The organism is Bacillota bacterium, assembly GCA_040755295.1.
In the GTDB taxonomy this organism is placed as follows: Bacteria; Bacillota; Desulfotomaculia; order Desulfotomaculales; family Ammonificaceae; genus SURF-55.
Genome location: JBFMBK010000001.1, coordinates 223,512 through 240,288, shown reverse-complemented (window position 1 = coordinate 240,288; position 16,777 = coordinate 223,512). Strand labels below are relative to the sequence as shown.

17 protein-coding genes and 1 riboswitch are annotated in these 16,777 nt (G+C 54.2%); of the genes, 5 read left to right on the top strand and 12 right to left on the bottom strand.

Annotated elements, in window-relative coordinates; genetic code table 11:
- The first annotated feature begins 174 nt into the window (after positions 1-174).
- The 4 genes from AB1500_01085 to AB1500_01070 all read left to right on the top strand — a co-directional run bounded on the left by AB1500_01085 (position 175) and on the right by AB1500_01070 (position 4,117).
- Positions 175-522 (top strand): hypothetical protein, encoded by a 348-nt coding sequence (locus tag AB1500_01085; GenBank protein ID MEW6181758.1) that lies wholly within the window; start codon positions 175-177, stop codon positions 520-522.
- A gap of 54 nt (positions 523-576) precedes the next feature.
- Positions 577-1,176, top strand: a complete 600-nt coding sequence (locus tag AB1500_01080; GenBank protein MEW6181757.1) for a hypothetical protein — start codon at positions 577-579, stop codon at positions 1,174-1,176.
- 142 nt (positions 1,177-1,318) lie between these two features.
- Positions 1,319-3,313 (top strand): S8 family serine peptidase, encoded by a 1,995-nt coding sequence (locus tag AB1500_01075; protein MEW6181756.1) that lies wholly within the window; start codon positions 1,319-1,321, stop codon positions 3,311-3,313.
- 192 nt (positions 3,314-3,505) lie between these two features.
- Entirely contained in the window at positions 3,506-4,117 is a 612-nt protein-coding gene (locus tag AB1500_01070) for a copper amine oxidase N-terminal domain-containing protein (protein MEW6181755.1), read from the top strand.
- 165 nt (positions 4,118-4,282) lie between these two features.
- Here AB1500_01070 and AB1500_01065 read toward each other — a convergent pair whose 3' ends face one another.
- The 4 genes from AB1500_01065 to safA all read right to left on the bottom strand — a co-directional run bounded on the left by AB1500_01065 (position 4,283) and on the right by safA (position 8,308).
- Positions 4,283-5,062 (bottom strand): hypothetical protein, encoded by a 780-nt coding sequence (locus AB1500_01065; GenBank protein MEW6181754.1) that lies wholly within the window; start codon positions 5,060-5,062, stop codon positions 4,283-4,285.
- Positions 5,063-5,247: 185 nt separating this feature from the next.
- Complete coding sequence (locus tag AB1500_01060) at positions 5,248-6,546, bottom strand: condensation domain-containing protein (GenBank protein MEW6181753.1); 1,299 nt, start codon at positions 6,544-6,546, stop codon at positions 5,248-5,250.
- A 183-nt stretch (positions 6,547-6,729) separates the two neighbouring features.
- Positions 6,730-7,551 (bottom strand): amidohydrolase family protein, encoded by an 822-nt coding sequence (locus AB1500_01055; GenBank protein ID MEW6181752.1) that lies wholly within the window; start codon positions 7,549-7,551, stop codon positions 6,730-6,732.
- Between the two features lie 151 nt (positions 7,552-7,702).
- Positions 7,703-8,308, bottom strand: coding sequence for a SafA/ExsA family spore coat assembly protein (safA, locus tag AB1500_01050; protein ID MEW6181751.1), 606 nt, complete (start codon positions 8,306-8,308; stop codon positions 7,703-7,705).
- Between the two features lie 427 nt (positions 8,309-8,735).
- On the opposite strand from safA, the gene AB1500_01045 reads away from it, so the two are divergent.
- Positions 8,736-9,146: a hypothetical protein gene (locus tag AB1500_01045; protein MEW6181750.1), complete on the top strand. Its 411-nt coding sequence runs from the start codon at positions 8,736-8,738 to the stop codon at positions 9,144-9,146.
- Between the two features lie 92 nt (positions 9,147-9,238).
- Here AB1500_01045 and AB1500_01040 read toward each other — a convergent pair whose 3' ends face one another.
- The 8 genes from AB1500_01040 to AB1500_01005 all read right to left on the bottom strand — a co-directional run bounded on the left by AB1500_01040 (position 9,239) and on the right by AB1500_01005 (position 15,956).
- Positions 9,239-10,021 carry an ABC transporter permease gene (locus tag AB1500_01040; GenBank protein ID MEW6181749.1) on the bottom strand — a complete coding sequence of 261 codons (783 nt, stop codon included), beginning with the start codon at positions 10,019-10,021 and terminating at the stop codon, positions 9,239-9,241.
- On the bottom strand, positions 10,021-11,037 hold the full coding sequence (locus AB1500_01035; GenBank protein MEW6181748.1) for an ATP-binding cassette domain-containing protein: 1,017 nt from the start codon (positions 11,035-11,037) through the stop codon (positions 10,021-10,023). Before AB1500_01035 ends, AB1500_01040 begins: the two co-directional genes overlap by 1 nt.
- Positions 11,021-11,491, bottom strand: coding sequence for a MarR family transcriptional regulator (locus tag AB1500_01030; GenBank protein ID MEW6181747.1), 471 nt, complete (start codon positions 11,489-11,491; stop codon positions 11,021-11,023). The genes AB1500_01035 and AB1500_01030 overlap by 17 nt, the downstream gene beginning before the upstream one ends.
- A gap of 219 nt (positions 11,492-11,710) precedes the next feature.
- Positions 11,711-12,568: an ABC transporter permease gene (locus AB1500_01025; GenBank protein MEW6181746.1), complete on the bottom strand. Its 858-nt coding sequence runs from the start codon at positions 12,566-12,568 to the stop codon at positions 11,711-11,713.
- Positions 12,558-13,490, bottom strand: a complete 933-nt coding sequence (locus AB1500_01020; protein ID MEW6181745.1) for an ABC transporter ATP-binding protein — start codon at positions 13,488-13,490, stop codon at positions 12,558-12,560. Before AB1500_01020 ends, AB1500_01025 begins: the two co-directional genes overlap by 11 nt.
- A gap of 163 nt (positions 13,491-13,653) precedes the next feature.
- Positions 13,654-14,799, bottom strand: a complete 1,146-nt coding sequence (locus AB1500_01015; protein MEW6181744.1) for a zf-HC2 domain-containing protein — start codon at positions 14,797-14,799, stop codon at positions 13,654-13,656.
- Positions 14,800-14,822: 23 nt separating this feature from the next.
- Entirely contained in the window at positions 14,823-15,389 is a 567-nt protein-coding gene (locus AB1500_01010; protein ID MEW6181743.1) for a sigma-70 family RNA polymerase sigma factor, read from the bottom strand.
- Positions 15,390-15,722: 333 nt separating this feature from the next.
- Entirely contained in the window at positions 15,723-15,956 is a 234-nt protein-coding gene (locus AB1500_01005; protein ID MEW6181742.1) for a hypothetical protein, read from the bottom strand.
- A gap of 490 nt (positions 15,957-16,446) precedes the next feature.
- A riboswitch (cobalamin riboswitch) is annotated at positions 16,447-16,635 on the top strand.
- The last annotated feature ends 142 nt before the right edge of the window (positions 16,636-16,777 follow it).

Below are 16,777 nucleotides of genomic sequence, written 5' to 3'. Positions count from 1 at the left end.
TAGTTTATTAAACTGAGGCCACGGAAGATGCAACAGGGTCATGACCAGGGGGACGGGTTTTTTCCAGGACCAATAAAGGTTCCCCCCTTCTTCAGGCCGATACAAGATTTGCCCCCCGCGGCGTCATCTATATTTAATATAATGACTATAACGGACGCGAACGAGGTGTTGCGGATGGTTTACCCCTGGACGGTTCTCGCCTACTCTTTTCTCGGCCTTGGCATCGCGGCGTGGGCGGCAGCAATAATTAAGGACCATAGGTGGTACTGGCTCGCGGCGTTGTGCTTGTATGTTTTTAGTTGCTTGGGCGGTTTCTCGATCGGCCTTATAACCCTCGTGTTTCCCTTTGTCTTTATTCTGATTGCGCTGGGGCACGCCCTGGGCAGGATTAGTAACATCCGCCATTCGGCTATCGCCGGTGTCATCGGCGCCGGGTTATGGCTGATCAGTTTTCAGACTATAGACGATTACTGGCTATTCTTCCCCGTGTTTAAATTATTTGATTTGTTCGGCCTGCATTGAGTTTCATGCATTGATAATGTCAGGTTATGGTCTGTCGGGAGATGAAACCTTATAATGAACTTCAATCCTTTGTCCTTTGATATCATTTCGGTTGTCTACGGTTTAATCAGCATTAATACAATTTTGCGCCTCATTAAGAACCGGCGCGCCTTCCGGGATGATACCGTAACCGCTGAAGACCGGGACCTGGCCGTGCGTATAGCGGTCTTCCTTCTTGTCCCTGCAGGGGTGTTGCTGCACGAACTTGGTCATGCCCTGGCGACCTGGCAGCTGGGCGGAAGGGTTATCGAGTTCCAGTGGCGGGTGTTCTGGGGATATATCATCCCCGCAGGTAATTTTAGCCCGCTGGAAGATTGGTGGATTTCTCTCAGCGGCAATATTGTCTCCATTGCACTGGGTTTAGTAGTAATACCTCTAATACCTTTTGTACGCAAACAGATATTAAAGCACCTGCTTTACGTCTTCGCTAATTGTCAACTGGTTTACGCTTTAATATTTTACCCGATTTTTTCGTTCAGCGGTTTCGAGGGAGATTGGGCAAGAATATACGACTTTTCCCTTAAACCATACGCTCAATTGACGTTCGCGGCACATATACTGCTTCTTTTAGCGCTGTGGTTGTTCAATAAAAGATATGGGTCTTTCAATATATGACTTTTGCAGAAGAAAAAGTGGATTTTAAACGATATTATGCAACAAATTGACAAATTAGTTAGAAAAATTATATTATAATGGTAAAGCACAACTAAATGTGGATTTTTAGGAGGGGAAGTCCTTGCGGAAACGTGGTTTATTTTTGTTTAGAGCTCTTGTTATTACCGTTGCAGCCGCGTTGGTTCTTGGGTTAACCGGAGCGGTTTCTTTGGCCGGGGACAAGGCCGGGGACGCCGGGAACAGGTTTATCGTATTCTTCGATGACCAGTCGGACAAGCAGGCAGCCAAACAGTTTGTGAAGCAGACGGGCGGGGACGTGCTTTCCGAGTTTGATATAGTGCCGGGCATGGCCGTGCGCATGGGAAAGGACAAAGTCGCCGGCCTGAAGGCAATTAAGGGCGTCAAAACGGTCAGGCCGGACGTCAGGGTCCAGGCGATGGACGCTGAGCTGGACAGTTCCTGGGGCGTGCAGCGGATCGGCGCCGGAACCGTCCATGAATATGCCAAGGGGGCCGATGTCAACCTTGTTATTATCGATACGGGAGTCGACTATACTCACCCGGACCTGGACACAAACTATGTTGGGGGATATGACTTTGTAAACCGCGACAGCGACCCGATGGACGACGACGGCCACGGCACACACGTGGCCGGCATAGCGGCCGCGGAAGATAACGGTTCGGGGGTGGTCGGCGCCGCCCCCGAGGCCTCTGTTTACGCGCTGAAGGCATTGGGCGCGGACGGCTCGGGATGGTTCGGCGATATTATTGCAGCGCTTGACTGGTGCGTTGACCCTGTCAATCTGCCGGGTAATCAACCCGTGGTGGTGAACATGAGCTTCGGCACTTCGCAAGATCCGGGTGAAGTATTCCACAGCGCAATACAAGCGGCGTACGACCGCGGCATAGTGCTGGTGGCCGCAGCGGGCAATTCCGGGAACAAGCCCGGAGCAGGAGACAATGTCACATATCCCGCCCGCTACGACGAGGTTATCGCCGTCGGCGCCACGGACCAGAACAATCAGCGCGCAAAATGGTCGAGCACGGGTCCCGCCGCGGAGCTTGCCGCGCCGGGTGTGAGCATTCGATCGTGCGTCCCGGGCGGTTACGCCTATTACAGCGGCACTTCGATGGCCTCGCCGCACGTGGCGGGAACGGCCGCCCTCGTTTTGTCCGGCGGCGCGCTCGGGGACGTGAACCATGACGGTTCCGTCAATAATCAAGACCTGCGGCTGGTTCTGCAGCAGACCGCCGACGACCTTGGACCAGCCGGTCGCGATACGTTATACGGTTTCGGTCTGGTCGACGCCGATGAAGCGGCGCCCCGTCCGGCGGTCACCGGGACCATCAGCGGCACGGTCACCGATACTGCCGGCGCTCCCATTGGCGGCGCGACCGTAACGGCGGGCGCCAAGACGGCGACCACGGGTTCCGACGGTGCATACACCCTTGCCGACATGCCTGCGGGCACATACATCGTGACAGCCTCGGCCGATGGATTCCATGACTCGTATACCACGGCCGACGTTGCGGGTGATGCAGTTACACAAGTGAACTTTACACTGGAAATAATCGTGACCGGTTCTATATCGGGGACGGTCTGCGATACCGATAATAATCCTATACCGGGTGCGACCGTTATGGCCGATGGCGCTTCCGGCAGCGCAACCACCGACGAGAACGGGTACTATTTGATCAGCGGGTTAACACCGGGTGCTTACACCGTCAGCGCTTCGGCAGCGGGTTACCAGACGTCATCGCAAACCGTTCAGGTCTTTGACGGTGTGGTTTCCGACGCCGATTTCAACCTGAGCGCAGCTGTAAGCGCATCCACCGTGAAGGTTTCCGCGATCGGTTACGCGACTGAAGGTGGTAAGTACGGGAACGCGCACCTCCTTATAAGCATCTCACTCATCGACGAAAACGGAAGCGCGGTTTCCGGAGCCTCGGTTGCCGCCACTGTTACCCTCAACAACACCAACTACTACTTTAACGGGACAACAGGGACGAACGGCGCGGTGTCCTTTAAGGTCACTAAAGCCCCTTCAGGCACTTATACAACCACAGTTACCGACGTCCAGGCAGCGGGGTTGACCTGGGACGGAATAACGCCATCGAATATATATACCAAAAACTGATTAGAAAACAGAATTAAATTTCAAGGAAGCGGACTAGGGTGGTCCGCTTCCTGTTTTTTCGGCAAACGGTATGTCGGGATACACTTCCAATTAACCATATCTCAGCTTTATTGTATATATTTTTTAAATTTAGCAGGATATTTTTCATAAAATAAGAATTTAATTGGTATATGTTTCTAAGGGGAGGGCGTTATGAAGATTTTAAGAGGATTCTGTCTTTTAGTCGCGTCTGTCCTGCTCATAGCAGGGATAGCCTTTGCACAAGGATCAATTAAGGTAACCGTAAACGGCAAAGAGATCGCTTCCGATGTGTCTCCGGTTATCCAAAACGGCAGGGTACTTGTCCCTTTGAGATTTGTAGCCGATGCGCTGGGAGCCGACGTAAACTGGGACTCAAGTTCAAGGACGGCCATGATCAACACCGACAATAAGCCTTATGCCAATATACTGTTGGCGGATAACATTGATTTTGACGATGATAAGGGTGTTGTTATCGAGAATGCCGCCTTGGGGGAATTCGAAAAAGGCAGCCACGAATTTTTGGTGTATGCTAGTTTTTATAACCTCAGTTCGGGATTGCATGATTTGGATTTATACGTAAGGAACAGTAAGAACGAAGTCATTTCTCAAGTAAATCAACTAGAGACCCTCCACGAAGACGGCGTATATTTCTTTGTCGCGCGGGCCGAATTTGCGGATACGGGCAAGTATAACGTGGAGTGTTATGTCGACGGAAAGCTGATGGGTAAATGTTATCTAAAAGTAGTACCCTCTCTTTCCGACAGTAATGCCTCCGTGTATTAGGTGTGTCCGAGGACGGTTCCCCGAAGCACTACCTGTAACGGACGCCAACGAGGATTGCGGATATCGTTTTGATTTGTCCGGTGTGCGTTGAGTTTTATGGATGCCTGTCCGGCGGCTTTTTTTTGGTAAAGTGGTTAAGACGTGTGGGTTAGCTCCCGCAGACACTCAATCCGTCTCGCTGTGCGGTACCGCCTTGTTGGTTAAGTAGCCCGCGTGGCTGATGCCCATTAACGCCACCATACCCGGGTCCAGGGCCGGAAAACCGGCGATTTTTGCCGCACTGCCGGCAAGCGCGGCGCCAAGTGCCGTTGCGTAAGCCAATACCAGGATCAGCGTGAAGTAGAACATCTGAATCTTGGCCAGGTCGAGCTGAGCGGCGTTACCGGTCTCCTCCCCCCTGAACAGGTCAGACCACCGGGCCTCCTCGGGTGTCGTATTGACAACGATCTGCCCCTTGTTCGTAACCTTGTTGATGTCACCGCCCTGCTTGGCTATCAAATCGAATGTACAGTCTCTTTCGGCCTGCCGGGGCTCCTTCGCCCTTTTGCCGCTCTTGATGAGCGGCGATCCGACGAGCGAGGTGGTGCTGATGCCCATCAGGAGCCACAGCTCACTTGGAACGGCAATGGAAAGGGGAGCGGTCTGTCCGTTCCTGAGGTTAGACAGCGCCGCAGTGAAGAATCCCGAAAGGACGACGATGGTCCAGAGGGTCATCTGCAGCCTGGAAAGACTGATTTTGTTGCGTTCGTCGATCAGCAGTCCCCGCCACAAGCCTGTGACGCCATGCCCGGCGACTGTCGTAAAAACGGCCATAAGCGCAATTATCCCCAACCAGGCGCAGAGCTTGTCCCCGGATGAAGCCAGCAGTCCAATCAGCATGATGGCTGCGATGATAGCCAGCAGGCCGAACGTATGCCAGCCTGTCCAGTTAGGCTTGCCATCCATGACCATACCTCCCTCAATAATTGTGCTTCTTTCGGTTGGCGCGACGATAAGCAACGCATTACTTTATTAGCCTGGCAGCCGCCGTCCCACTTGGTAAAGAACGGTATTTCCTCAAACTATACATTAGAAAAAATGATGTGTCCAGCTAAATCGCAGTAAATACAGGAGGTTTTTTGACGGCGGGTCTAATCACCGCAGGATTCAAGCTCTTTCAGCAGGGTGTCGAGGAACCGTTCCACCTTTTCCCGCGGCGTGCCGGGCTCGCAGTAACTGACGGTGAAGGTCAGGCGGTTGTTGTACGTGCACACTCCCAGCATGAATCCCGGCGGGTATATGGCGGGGCTGACCTGATAGGCGTCTACGACGGGTGTTTTGCCGAACCAAATGGTTGACCGGCTGATAAACCCTACGTTGGACAGTATGGGCGAGCACTTGCCGGTTTGAACGAGCCGTTTTTTCAAGCCGCGCACAAAACCAAGGGTTTGCGTATAGTTCAGCAGCGACAAGAACCCCAGGAAGAACGCCATCTGTATGCCGGGCAGCTTGCTTTTCATTTCGGCCGTTGCCGCGGCGACTCTTGAAAGCGTCTCCACGAAAGACTCGCCCGGTACCGGAGCGATCCTGGCGGATACCGCGCCGGTTAGATTATTAACGGCGTTCTCATCGCCATCGCCCAAATATCGGCGCAGGTCAACCGTCACCAGGATTTCCCTGGGCGTTCCCGGCCGAGAGCCCGCCATTTCAAACAGGGTCCGGTAAAAGGCCGTCAGAAATAAATCGTTTAAGGTTGCGCCTCTTTCTTTAGCGTAGGTCGAAAGCGCTTTGAGGCGCGGGCCGGACAACCTGCGGACGGAGACCCGCGGTCCCCCGGATTCACCGGCGCCGGAGGGGAAGGACCAGGTGGGCTGCAGGGCGTTCTGCCCTGACCGCCAGTTGTTGATTATATTCGCCATTCCCACTTTACACAGGATATGGTTCTGATCCGTCCTCCCGCCCGCCCTCCGTTCCAGGGCGTAACTCCCGTCCCTGCTCAGTCGGGTATATATATCGGCCAGCATATGTTGATATGCCTTAAGCCCGCCGCCGTCGCAGCAAGCGTGGCTTATCTTCACGCACAGGGTGTCGTTGGGCGCGGAACGGATCAGTTTTACTTTTACCTGCTGCTCACCGTCCAGCGGCATCGTAAGAAACCCGTATACCGCCTTCCGCCTGTCCGGCGTTTTCTCCATTGAAAACCATTCCCTGTCTTCCAGGTCGTCAAACCGCTGCCAGTAGGGACGGTGTTTCTCTTCGATAAAGCGGCACCCGAGGATCGGTTCGGCATCCAACAAGAGCCTCACGGCCTTGGCCAGCCGGCGTTCGTTTATTCTCCCTCTCAGTTCAAGCACCGCCTGGCTCTGCTGGTTCGAAAGCCTGTTCCGTACCGCGTTGTTAAGCCGGTCCTGCAGGTTGGCGTTCAGTCTGCCGGGAATATCACCGTTCATTGAATCACTCCTAAAATAGTAACGGGTCCCGAGTCTTTAGCTGTAAACCAAAAAACGGTTCCTTCTCTGTGTTCTCTGCGCCTTTGTGGTTATTGCTTATTGACTCGTGACTCGTGACTTTCATAAGATACGCGGGGTACCATATCCTATGCGCCGCGGAGTGATTCGGCCATATCGCGAAGGTTACAACCTCAACATCCCCTGTAGGTTCCCGCCCAGAATCAGTTCTTTGTGATGGTCGGACGCCTTGAGCCGGGTAACCTTTCGTATGTTTTTACAAAGATTATCCCTGCCATACGGCGTGTCGGAACCCAGGATTACTTTGTCCGCGCCGAAATTGTCAACCGCCGCCTGGATTCGTTTCGGGCTGATTAAAGGCGTGGGGGATATTTCAAAGTACACATTCTTCGGCAGCGGTTTATTTCTTATGAAGAGTTCCAAACCGATCAGGTGCGCTGCGATGAAACTCACTTCCGGATATTTTCCCGCCAGCTTTATGAATTCCGGGATGTCGCCGGAGGAGCGCAGGTGAATGAACACCGGCATTTCCTTCTCCCGGGCGAAATCCGTTATGACGTCCAAACCCCGCGAAGTCCACTTAAAACTCTGGGTGCACTGATGCAGCTTAATACCTTTAAAACCCCACGATTCAAACTTTTCATGCAAATCGGCCTCTATGCGGTTTGAATCAGGATCGGCCCAGAAAAACTGGATTATCCTGTCGGGATGCTTCAGTTGTAAGGAATAAACGTACTCGTTTGTCTGTAAAAGGTCCGCCGGCTTTTGTATTTTGGAAAGAATTCGAATAATTTTGTTCGCCTTAATTGTAATATCCGTTTTGCTGAGAATCCGGGCAAGGCCCGGCAAGTAACCGTATCCCTTCGGCCCGTTCCTGACCCCCGGACAGAGCACCACCTTGTCGACCTTAAGCGCATCAAGTTTTGCGATAATCTTTTCCGCCTCGAAGAATTCTCCGCAGGAATGGGCATGACCGTCGATAATCATTTTCATTACCTCTGTGTTCGTTTATCATCCCGAACGGTTCAATTCGTTAATTATAGTATTCCTTCAGGTGTAAAAAAAAGAGCCCCGGGGAGGCCGCTGCTAAACCACGCACTCCCTGGGGGCTCGCGTTTTCAGGCGGTTGAACACCGGGTTACGGGCGTATAAAATGCTGGGTCCAATAGGTCATACCCGAGGAATCCTTCGCATACCCCACACCGATTTGGGTGAAGGCGCTGTTCAGGATGTTGCTTCTGTGACCCGTGGAGTTCATCCAGCCTTTCATTACCTCCGCGGGAGTTTTGTATCCCATGGCTATGTTCTCTCCGGCCGCTCTAAAGGATATCCCGAACGCGCGTATCATATCGAACGGGGAGCCGTAAGTCGGGGATTGGTGGGAAAAGTAACGCTTGTCCCGCATATCCTCGGACTTGTATCGCGCAACCCTGGCCAGCTCCCAGTTGTAGCTCAGGGCGGGCAGCCCTTGATAGGCGCGTTCGGCGTTGACCATGTCGACAACTTCCTTTTCGACCGCCGTTGTCTCAAGATCGACGGGTATACTGATCTCCTGGCCCGGATATATCAGTTCCGGATTCTCGATCCGGGGATTCGCCGCTATGATTTCCGATAACCCGACCTGGTTCTTCACCGCGATCTTCCATAACGAGTCTCCGGGCTGAACGATATAGGTCCTGGTGTCCGCAAGGGCGCCGCCCGAAAGAGCGTATAAGGCGATAACGCACGCAAGGAAGCATGTCATAAGCAACTTTTTCATTCAAGACCTTCCTTTCTTCCGGTTCTCCACCGAGTGAGTTCTGTGATTCTTCTAACCATTCAATCAGTCTACCGAATTGGGAGTTAAGAAAAACCGCGCGGATTGCCTCTTCGGCGCTTTATTCCGTGTTAGCCGCCTGAAGCCGGTATTTTCACAAATGGCAGTATAGCAAAGTCCGGGAAGGATCCGCCAGTGAAAATTTCTGGCAAGCCATCGTCAAAAAACCTGTCGGCGGCGCTCCGTGAGAAGCTTACCCTGTTCGGAAAGAAATCTTCTTTCCGAATTTAGTCCACAATGATACCAATTTATGGTATTATTGGATATAAAATAAAGCTGCTTTAGGACGTCCGGCTCCAAGCGCTTCGTGCCGTCAAGCCTCAGAAAACATCCCTGACGGAAAGGAGGTGAAAGTGTGAGCGGTGTTTTCAGAAGATGGGCCCTCTGCCTCTTCGGTGCCTACAACATTGTTACCGGCATTATCGCCATCACATCCCCTTCCTTAACGGCCGTGCTGTACTCCGCGCCTTCCGCCGCATCGCCGGAGTTTATCATCCCTACCCGATGGGTGGGCGCGCTGGCGATTGCCATCGGTTACGGGGCTTTTTCAGCAGTGCGGTCGGGGGACCAGAAGATGGTCAACCTTTTGTTGATAAGCGCGGTCATGACGCTGGTTGGAAGCCTGTGGAGCGTAACCGGCGGCATCGCAACATGGGCTAATGTGGGATATGACTCGGCTATTCAGGCTGTCGCCATTCTGGCCCTGTTGATACCCCAAAAAGTGCAAAAGCAGCAAATGTCAGGTTTTCGCAGAGTGCGCTCTTAACCCAATACAACAGCTTTTTTAACAAAAATACCGGTTGCTTTGACAACCGGTATTTTTGTTTATCTTTAAAACCGCTCGGGTTATTTTCGTTTTTACGCCACGGACCGATTAAACTGCCTTACCAGCAGCGAAGTAGTCAACGTCGCGATAACCGCGAGTACCAGAAAGCCCGGCCAGATCTCCCGCCATATCCATCCCTGCGTGGCGACGGTCCTCATGGGCCCGACCGCGTAGGAAAGCGGGTTGACGTTTGCTATGACCTGGAGCCACGAAGGCATCGCCCCGGTCGGAAACATGGCGTTGCTGGTGAATATCAGCGGCATGGTAAAGAAGTTCATTATCGCAAACAAGGCCTCGTGGGACTTGAGCACCGCCGCAAGCGAAAGGGAAATACCGCCCATGATGACCCCGAAAAAGCTTGAAATCAGCAGGAGGAACGCAACCCCGAGGGCTCCTGTTGAGACGTGGACCCCCAGCAGAAAACCGATCAGCACAATCAGCAGCGCCTGAAACACCGACTGCACAACCAGGGCCGCGAGTTTGCCGACCGGTATCGCCGCCCTGTGTATGGGCGCGGTAAGCATCTTGTTGAGAAAACCGAGCCTTCTGTCCCAGAGGATCGACATACCGCCGAAGACACCTCCGAAAAGGGCGGTCATTATCATCACGCCCGGCATCATAAAATCGAGGTAATTACCGGTGCCCAGCATTCTCGCCGCCGCAGGGTTGTTTGTCAGCCCCGACATGGCATTGCCCATAAGCACCAGCCACACCACAGGCTGGACGATCGCCATCAGGATCCTGGTTTTCTGTCGCATAAGTTTTTTCATCTCGCGCCAGAACACCCAGTAGGCGTCCGCTATGAACACGACCATTATCGTCTCGTCCTCCTCATGATCATCCTCGAACGCAGGGCGTCTTCCTTTCCGCCGCCGTCCTCCCTCATTTCACGGCCGGTATAGTGCAGGAACACATCGTCGAGTGAAGGCTGCTTGAAGGATATGGAACCTATCCTGGCGGTAAAACCGTTCAGCGCCTCGAATATCGCCGGCACCGAAGCCTCGCCGTTCGTTACCGAGGCGATGTAGCCCCTCTCGCCCGCTTCAGTGACGTCTTTCACAAAACCGATCCCCTTGATTTTATCGAGAGCGGCGTTGATATCCTCCGGGCCGCCCCTGGCGAATTTAAACACGACGATCTCGTTCCCCAGGGAGCTTTTCAGCACGGCCGGCGTGTCGAGCACCTTTATGCTTCCCCTGTCGATTATGGCGATCCGGTCACAAAGGGCGTCCGCCTCGTCCATGTAGTGCGTCGTAAGGAATATGGTCATTTTCGTTTCTTCTCTGAGTTGGTTTATGTATTTCCAGATCTCCCGCCTGGTCTGGATGTCCAGCCCCAGCGTGGGCTCGTCGAGGAACAGCAGCCTCGGTCTGTGGATGAGGCCGCAGGCGATGTCCAGCCTTTTCCTCATGCCCCCGGAGTAAGTCTCAACCAGGTCTTTTGCCCGATCTTTCAGCTCTACCATCTCCAGGACTTCATCGATCCTTTTCGCCGATTCAGCGCGCGGGATGTGGTAGAAACCTGCCTGGAGCCTCAGGTTTTCATATCCTGTAAGAGAGTCGTCCACCGCTAGGTCCTGCGAAACATAACCGATGACCAGGCGGACGCTGTACGCCTTCCTGGCGACGTCGAACCCGGCGACCCTGGCCGTTCCGCCCGTAGGTTTCATAAGTGTTGTCAGCATGGCGATGGTGGTGGATTTTCCGGCGCCGTTCGGGCCGAGAAATCCGAATATCTCTCCCTCCTCCACCGTGAAGCTGACACCGTCCACCGCCGTTATCCCGCCCGGGAATCTTTTTGTGAGGCCCTCGGTCTCAATTATTCTGCTCATTCGCGCCACCTTCGGTGTTGATATTGTTTTCAAGAATCTTCTTCAATGTCTCAAGCCCCTCCGTTATTTTGTCTAATTCCTCTTCTCCCGCTTTACTGAGGAGGATGGTCATGTAGTCGTTCATTTTCGCGTGCATATCGCTGTGCAGCGTCTCGAATTTATCGGAAAGCCTTACGTACACTACCCGTCTGTCTTCCCTGCTCCTTGTTCTTTCAACGAAGCCCTGGGCTTCAAGCCTGTCAAGTATTCCCGAAACCGTGCTGTCCTTGAGTTTTAATTCCTCGCTGATTTCGCTTACCTTCGCCTCTCCCTTTTTCCTTAGCGCGATGACGACACCGAGCTGCGGAATTGTCAGTTCGGTGTCATGAAATACCTTCTTTATCCCCTGTCTCAAAAGGAGATTTATATCTTTGACCAGGCTAGCTATTGCCGCACCTTTCTCAAACCTCCCCATTATTCCATCACCTCTAATTTGCGCTGTTGCTTAGCATACTAATAATTAGCGTACTAAACATTTGCATTTTAACATAAATCAAAAAGACCAACAACAAAATTTTAAGTTATGTTGTTGGTTCACAGTTTTTTAAAGCTAAGCTGGAAGTTATCTTGGGATTCGGAATCGAGAAACGGGAAGGGTAGTTGACCGCGCGTACTTATTGAAAAGGACAGAAAATCAGATGTCCTTACGGGAGAATAGGTACGTGGCGGCCGCCATGCACACCAGGATATACCCCGCGGCGTAGACCACCATCCAGACGCTGGGCGCCGACAGGCTCCCGAAGGGGCCGAGGTTCTGCAGGATGTTGCCCACGGCGCCGGTCTCGCTCGATATGAGATAGATCGAACGGCGGTACAGGGCGTCGACGGGCAGGATCAGGCTGGTGATGATTCCGACGTTCATCAGGACGTTTACGGTGGTCTCGCTGAACCCCCCGGCAAGGGCGCCGACCTGCTCGACAAGCCCTCCCAGCAAAGCCACCCCGTAAAGCAGAAAAACAGTGATGCCGTTGGCGAGACTGGAAAAAAGGACGCTCCCCAGAAAGGAAAGCGCCAGCATCACGAGCGTTTCCAGGAGTAGAAGGGGAAGAACCTGAACGACTCCCGGCACGGAAGCCCCTAACTGCCACACCGTCACCCCCCAGATGGCGAGCAGGACGACGGCGTCATAAAGACCCAGCAGGAGGGCGTAACCCAGATACTTGCCGAGCAGAATCCGGGACCGTGAGACCGGGTTGGCCAGCAGACCGTACGCCGTGCCGGTTTCGATCTCCCCGGATACCACGCTCACCCCGGCAAAAGCGGCAATTACCACGATCAGAAAAGTGGTGACGTATAGCCCCATGCTGAAAAACTGGACCCCCACCAACTGCTCAAACGGCGTCCCGTGGATTTGCCCCTTGATAAAGTGCAGCCCGATGCCGAATAGAAGCACAAAGGCCCCCGTGAGAATCCCGCCGGCGACCAGCACCTTCTTGCGTAAAACCTCCCGCAGGGCAAACCCGGCCAGTATCACCAACGTCTTAAGTCCCATGGTCCCCACCTCCCACCAGGTCCATAAAAACTTCCTCGAGCGAATTCCGTACCGGGCTGAGGTGGTAAAGTTTTACGCCGCAGGCAACCACGGTCTCCGACAGAAGCGGCAGGCGTTCCCTGTCGGTCACCCGCATCCGGAGTTTTTGCATATCCCCCTGTTCACCCTCTTCCCGGTAAGAAACATCGCCGATCCCGGCCAGCCTTCCGAGCAGTTCTTCCGTTACGCCCCCCACATGCATCTCGACCTCGAGACCGCCGCCGAGCAGTTCATCGAGGCTTCCCTGCGCCATAATCCTCCCTTTCTTAATCACCGCCACCCTGTGACAGACCTGCTCAACCTCGGTCAGGAGGTGGCTGTTAAGGAAAACGGCCGTTCCCTCGCTCCGCAGCCGCAGTATGATCTCCCGGATTTCCTTCCGGCCTATCGGATCAAGGGCGGAAGTGGGCTCGTCTAAAAACAGGAGGCGCGGCCCCGGAAGCAGGGCCACCGCCAGTCCCAGCCGCTGCTGCATGCCCTTGCTGAAGGTGCGTACCAACCGGTTTTCGACACCCTGCAGGTTCACCAGCGCAAGGATCTCCGGAATCCTCCTGCGAATCTCTTGCGAATCAAGGCCGTGCAGGGCGCCGTGAAATCGCAGCAGCTCTCTTGCGGTAAGCCAGTCATGATACCGGAAATTCTCCGGCAGGTAGCCGACCCGGCGGCGCGCTGCAGGAGAACGCAGGGGAAGGCCGAGAAGCCGACCTTCCCCTCCCGTGGGTCTAAGCAGTCCCACCAACATTTTAATAAAGGTGCTCTTCCCGGCCCCGTTGGGTCCCAGCAAGCCGAAGACTCCGCCGGGTTCCACCGCTAGAGATACTTCGAAACAGCCCCCGCCGCTAGGATAAACCTTCGTCAGTCTCTTTGTCTCTAAAACAGCCATCCGCAACCTCGCTCGGTCAAAGGATTCAAAGTTCAAGGTTCAAGGTTCAAAGTCAGAATTAAGTAAATAGTAAGTAGAATATAGAATGTAGAATATTGGACCTGAGACTTGGAACTCGTAACTCGTAGCCCGTGACTCGTAACCCGTGATTCGCGACTCGCAACTATTTAACGCATTTCGCTATTTCCCGGGCCTGATCCAGTTCAAAAGACCCCTCCAGGGCGTTCCAGACCGTACCCTGCGGCCAGATAAGCACCCGGTGAGACGATGAAACATCCCCTCCGGTATTACCCGGTATCATGAACACGCCTTTGACACCGTTGACAAGGACCTCCTTCACAGTGCCGTTTTGCGCCGTCCCGAAGTCGGGGATAAGAAGGGTGCTCCCGAAAGGATCGATCCCGGCAAGGGTGTTTTTCATCCGCTCGGGTAGAATCGGTATGTCCAGCAAGGCCGCCCGGACCTGCGCCACGTCCACACCTTCGGGCACACTGAATTCCGGTGAAACGGACCTGAACAGCGTAAAATCGGTGCTCCCCGCCCGGTAGGGTTTCGCCGCCACCGGCGGAATAACGACGGTAAAGGTCTTCCCGTCCAGTTCCCGCGGCATCAGCCTACGGCTCCCCAGGCTGGACAGGAAGCCGTTGATGCCTTCCACCCTGGGTTTTACCGACAGCCTTTCTCCCGGCTCGACCCTTAAACCGCCCGCCGCGGAGAATGATCCCAACTGCTCCGGCAGGCTGACGGACTGACCGGCTATGTTCACCGTATCGGCATCCAGGCGGCTGAAGTCTTTGTTCTCCGCCCGCTCGATCTCCCCGAAGCTGGCGATATCCATGTTCTTGCCGTAGGTCTGCAGCGCCTTCTCCAGCTCCTGGACATCCGCGGGATTAAAGTGAACGATTTGCACCTGGTTTACCCGGAATACCCTCAGAACCTGCGCCGCAAAACTCCTAACCGGTCCGTAACTGAACAGCCCCACGACCACCGCCGCTACGGCCACTGTGGCCAGCGCTCTCTGGTAGCGTTTCATCTGCCATAACACTCCTTTTCTCGTTAAAAGGTTATCTATCCCGCCCGTAACGGGAGAGCCTTGCTTCCCCGTTGGGAACGGTTTCCCGCCGCCCGCCGCAACCGCGGGACGCGCAGCGCCCTCAACCGCGGCTCGGTAGGGCTCCAGTATCGAAGTAATCTTCGCCCGTTCGGTGTCCAACGCCTCAAGCCTCCGAGCGCAACCGGAACACCGCGAAACATGGTCCGCAACCGCGGCCATTTCCTTTGGGGCAAGCTGACCGTCAAGATAAGCCATTAACTTCCCCTCTTTGTAACACATCAGCTTTCTTCCCCCTTTCGCGGGTTGTACCGTTCCAGGAACATGCGCTGGGCACGGACCAGAATGGTCCCGACGGATCCCGCGGAGACCCCCAGTATACGGGCGATCTCCTGGTAGGTCATCCCGCTTTGGCGCAGGAGCAGAGCCATGCGGTACCGCTCCGGCATCCCGTTCAGAACCTTTCGTACCGTCCTGACCGTTTCCTGCCGCCACAAGCCTTCCTCAAGGGGGATCACTTCCCCCGGCAGGCCGTCCGCCCGCTCCTCCCACTTTTGCCTCCGCTTCTCACCCCGCAGGTAGTTGAACGCAATCCGGGCGCCGACGCGGTGCAGCCACCCGGCCAGGTTCTCCCGCGTGGGAGGCGGCACCGTATAAAGCTTTAGAAAGGTTTCCTGAGCGACCTCTTCGGCCGCTCCCCTGTCCCCGATCAGGTAAGCAAGATGCCTGACAAGACGGTCGTAAAAGACCCGGTATACCTCATCAAAAGATCCGTCTGACGGTTCAGCCGCGCCGGCCGGACGATGATCAACCGTTTTCCCCCGGCCGGGCGTGCTTCTTTCAGCCATCTCCACACTCCCGACAAATTATTCTTTGTTTCCTCACATACAAAGAGACTTCTGTATCCGCACCGGTAGTCCTGCCGCAAAGCACCGGTAAAATAGTGTCTCCGGCAAACCGCCCCCTTTATCGGAAGTGACTATTCAGCCGTCACCTAACACTTACGGAACGCCGCGCCCCTTGGAAGTATCTGAATAGTTACTTACGGTAAATGTCCTTCTATAAATTTCAACACCGGCCGCACCGGTTTTTGTGACATAAAATAAAAACGCCGCCGGAAAGCAGCCGGGGCGGTTTTTAGGGCGGGATATCAAGGGTTAATTATCCGTTATATCATCACGTTACCGCAGGGCGCAGGAACGCCTTTCGTCATACAGATTCACGGACATCCTCCCCCTGGCGTCGAGGATGATGCCGCTGGTCTTGAAGTCTTTAAGCGTGGCGATTCTGACCCGATAAGGCCCGCTCCCCTGTCCGAACGCCTGCTCGGCGTACCTTTCGGCGATTTCGGCGGAACCGGCTCTCACCAGCGCCTGATAACCTTTAAAACTTACGCAGTACACTTCCTTTTCCATAAAACGTCCCTCCCGTTGATAATTCTCATATCGGCACAAATCCAGTAAACCTTTACCGCAAATTCTTTTACGTTACGCAGGGGGAGTGTTTAAGGCGCCATTGGTTTATGTAATCCAAAAAGCCTTGATGCACCATAAGCTATCACAAGCCGGCGCCTGAAGAGGTCCGACCCGAAACCCGGCGTCTTCATCGGGATTTCGTTTATAGTCCCACAGAATTTTCTGCTAAAAAAATATCATGCGTTGCAGGAATCGGCATATAAGGTGATGAAAAAGAAGCACTAAGGTTTTGTCAAACACAATTTAATATCTCGGATCAGGTCGCTCATAAGAGTAACCGTTCAGCCTCCCACATTACACTGACGGAACGCGTCGAGAAGTGATGTAGTGCAAGGAAGACCAGGCGGGGACGAACCGGAGTGTACATAGAAGTGCATGAGGATTCGGCTCCACTCGGCTGACGCAGCAATGCGTTGCTTATCGTCGCATCCACTGGAGAAACTGAATTGTTACACAAGAAATGAGCGGTAAAAGGGAAGCCGGTGCAAATCCGGCGCGGTCCCGCCACTGTCAGGGGGATGGCCCTCAAAGAACGCCACTGGGATTAATGGGTCCCGGGAAGGCTTGAGGGGACAAATGAACCCGAGCCAGGAGACCTGCCTGTTCCGTCCACCACCGAAACCTACGCTGGATAGGGAGGTGATGCGGCCGGACCGTCTTGCCGAAAGCAAGCACAGGTTGGCTCAGACCTTAACCCCTTCCGTACTGCGGAGGGGGTTTCTGTTCTGCCGCAAACCGTGATGGATGTTAGGGTGCTATGT

Excerpts from the sequence above, each read along its gene's own strand:
- AB1500_01070 (MEW6181755.1), top strand. The coding sequence starts at position 3,506 with ATGAAGATTTTAAGAGGATTCTGTCTTTTAGTCGCGTCTGTCCTGCTC.
- safA (MEW6181751.1), bottom strand. The coding sequence starts at position 8,308 with ATGACATGCTTCCTTGCGTGCGTTATCGCCTTATACGCTCTTTCGGGC.
- AB1500_01065 (MEW6181754.1), bottom strand. The coding sequence starts at position 5,062 with ATGGATGGCAAGCCTAACTGGACAGGCTGGCATACGTTCGGCCTGCTG.
- AB1500_01015 (MEW6181744.1), bottom strand. The coding sequence starts at position 14,799 with ATGGCTTATCTTGACGGTCAGCTTGCCCCAAAGGAAATGGCCGCGGTT.
- AB1500_01060 (MEW6181753.1), bottom strand. The coding sequence starts at position 6,546 with ATGAACGGTGATATTCCCGGCAGACTGAACGCCAACCTGCAGGACCGG.
- AB1500_01035 (MEW6181748.1), bottom strand. The coding sequence starts at position 11,037 with ATGAGCAGAATAATTGAGACCGAGGGCCTCACAAAAAGATTCCCGGGC.
- AB1500_01005 (MEW6181742.1), bottom strand. The coding sequence starts at position 15,956 with ATGGAAAAGGAAGTGTACTGCGTAAGTTTTAAAGGTTATCAGGCGCTG.
- AB1500_01085 (MEW6181758.1), top strand. The coding sequence starts at position 175 with ATGGTTTACCCCTGGACGGTTCTCGCCTACTCTTTTCTCGGCCTTGGC.
- AB1500_01055 (MEW6181752.1), bottom strand. The coding sequence starts at position 7,551 with ATGATTATCGACGGTCATGCCCATTCCTGCGGAGAATTCTTCGAGGCG.
- AB1500_01030 (MEW6181747.1), bottom strand. The coding sequence starts at position 11,491 with ATGGGGAGGTTTGAGAAAGGTGCGGCAATAGCTAGCCTGGTCAAAGAT.
- AB1500_01080 (MEW6181757.1), top strand. The coding sequence starts at position 577 with ATGAACTTCAATCCTTTGTCCTTTGATATCATTTCGGTTGTCTACGGT.
- AB1500_01025 (MEW6181746.1), bottom strand. The coding sequence starts at position 12,568 with ATGGGACTTAAGACGTTGGTGATACTGGCCGGGTTTGCCCTGCGGGAG.
- AB1500_01020 (MEW6181745.1), bottom strand. The coding sequence starts at position 13,490 with ATGGCTGTTTTAGAGACAAAGAGACTGACGAAGGTTTATCCTAGCGGC.
- AB1500_01010 (MEW6181743.1), bottom strand. The coding sequence starts at position 15,389 with ATGGCTGAAAGAAGCACGCCCGGCCGGGGGAAAACGGTTGATCATCGT.
- AB1500_01040 (MEW6181749.1), bottom strand. The coding sequence starts at position 10,021 with ATGGTCGTGTTCATAGCGGACGCCTACTGGGTGTTCTGGCGCGAGATG.